The sequence below is a fragment of the Falsiroseomonas oryzae genome, assembly GCF_027856955.1.
Classification (GTDB): domain Bacteria; phylum Pseudomonadota; class Alphaproteobacteria; order Acetobacterales; family Acetobacteraceae; genus Falsiroseomonas; species Falsiroseomonas oryzae.
In genome coordinates, this window is the sequence record NZ_JAPSMD010000642.1 from 1 (window position 1) to 2,307 (window position 2,307).

The 2,307-nt window shown below is 74.4% G+C and carries 2 protein-coding genes; both read left to right on the forward strand.

From position 1 onward, the window contains the following. Positions 1-736: SDR family NAD(P)-dependent oxidoreductase (locus OZN99_RS30030; protein ID WP_270938878.1), on the forward strand; the 736-nt coding region annotated here is incomplete at its 5' end. Further along, positions 733-2,307: FAD-dependent monooxygenase (locus OZN99_RS30035; RefSeq protein ID WP_270938879.1), on the forward strand; the 1,575-nt coding region annotated here is incomplete at its 3' end. The genes OZN99_RS30030 and OZN99_RS30035, both read left to right, overlap by 4 nt.

Genomic DNA, 2,307 nt, shown 5'->3' on the forward strand with positions numbered 1-2,307 from the left:
GGCGGTGACCGGCGGCGCGGGCGGCATCGGGCGCGCACTGGTCGGCGCGCTGCTGGCGCAGGGCTGCCGCGTGGCGGTGCTGGACCTCCCGGCGTCGATCGCACGCCACGCGCCGCCCGACGGGGTCTTCGCGCTGCCTCTGGACGCCACGCGGGAGCAGGAGGTCGGCGCGGCCTTCGCGCGGCTCGCCGATGCCTGGGGCGGGCTCGACGGGCTGGTCACGCTCGCCGGCTTCGCCGGGCCCAAGCAGGCCGTGGCCGAGACCACCTCGGCACTCTGGACCGAGGTGACGGCGGGCAATCTCGGGGCCACCTTCCAGGCCTGCCGTGCGGCGCTGCCGCTGCTGCGGGCGGGCACCGCGCCGTCCGTCGTCACCATGGCCTCCGGCCTCGCCGCCAAGGCCGCGCCGGGCTACGGCCCGTATGCGGCAGCGAAGGCGGGCGTGCTGGCGCTCACGCGCGTGCTGGCGGCGGAGAACGCACCCTGGCTGCGCGTGAACGCCGTCGCGCCCTCCGCCGTGGATACGGCCTTCCTGCGCGGCGGCACCGGACGCGGGGGCGATGACGGGACGGCACCGCCACGGCTGGACCGGGAGGCGTATCTCCGCGCCGTGCCGCTCGGGCGGCTCGCGACGCCGGAGGACGTGGTCGGACCCATCCTCTTCCTCCTCAGCCCCGCCGCCGCCTATGTCACCGGCCAGGTGCTGCACGTGAATGGCGGGCTGCTGATGCCATGACGCGGCGCATTCCGGTCCTGATCGCGGGCGGCGGCCCGGTCGGCCTTACCCTTGGCATCGACCTGGCGCATCGCGGCGTGCCTTCGCTGCTGGTGGAGCCGCGGCACGGGCCGACGCAGCATCCCAAGGCGACGCTGCTCGGCGCGCGCTCGATGGAGCTGTTCCGGCGCTGGGGGCTGGACGAGGCGGTCTATGCCGCCTGCATGCCGCAGCACGACGCCTACTACATCGTCTTCTGCGACCGCCTCGCCGGGCACGAGCTGCACCGCTTCGCCTCGCCGCCCGTCGCGCGCATCCGCGCCCGCGATCCGACGGCCGCCGCGCGCTGGCGGGAGCTGGCCTGGTCGCCCTATGGCAAGACGCAGATCGGCCAGCAGGCGCTGGAGCCCGTGCTGCTGGACCACGCGCGCGGCCTGCCAGCGCTGACCATGCGGCATGGCTGGCGCCTGACCGGCTTCGAGGATCGCGGCGACCATGTGCGCGCAATGATCGAGGACGATGCGGGCGCGCAGGAGCCGGTGGAGGCGGACTGGCTGGTCGGCTGTGACGGCGGCGGGTCGCTGGTGCGGCGGACGCTGGGCATCCGCATGCACGGGCGCGGGCGGCTGCGCAGCAACGTCTCCTACCTGTTCCGCAGCGCGGCCTTCCTGGCGGCGCACGGCAAGGGGCTGGCGAACCTCTATTTCTGCTTCACCCCCGGCTGCTACGGCGTCTTCACCGCGATCGACGGGCGCGAGCTCTGGAACTACCAGTACTATTGGGCCGACCCGACGCGCGACGAGAGCGCGCCGCCCGACGATCCCGCGCAGGTGCTGCACGCCGCGATGGGCCGGCCTTTCGACTTCGAGCTGATCGCGACGACCCACTGGCACCACCACCAGTCCGTCGCGGCGGAGTGGCGTCGTGGCCGCGTCTTCCTGGCCGGCGACGCGGCGCACCTGTTCGTGCCGACCGGCGGCGTCGGGATGAACACGGGCATCGGCGATGCCTGCGACCTGGCCTGGAAGCTGGCGGCAGTGCGGGGCGGCTGGGCGGGGGAGGCGCTGCTCGACAGCTACCAGGCGGAGCGTTGGCCGGTCGCCGTGCGCAACTCCATCGTCAGCGCCACCAATTCCGACCGCATCGACATGGTGATGGCGGAAACGCCCGCGCATGTCGGCGAGGACAGTGCGCGGGGCGCCGAGGCGCGCGCCCGGCTGAAGGACCGCATCGCCTGGATGTCGCGGCAGTTCAATTCCGCCGGCGTTCATCTCGGCTACCGCTATGCCGACAGTCCCGCAGTAGTGCCCGACGGCACGCCGGAACCGCCGGACGACCCCAACCAGGTGGTGCCCTCCACTTGGCCCGGTTCGCGCCTGCCGCATGCCTGGCTGCCGGACGGGCGCAGCACGCTGGACCTCCTCGGCCCCGGCTTCACGCTGCTCGGCGTCGGGACGGAGGCGGCGGCGCCGCGCCTGCTCGCAGCGCTGCGCATGACCGGCGCCCCGGTTGTGACAGCGCGCTGCGACGCGGCCGCGCTCGGCGGGCCGCCCCTGGTGCTGGTGCGTCCCGACGGGCATGTCGGCTGGCGC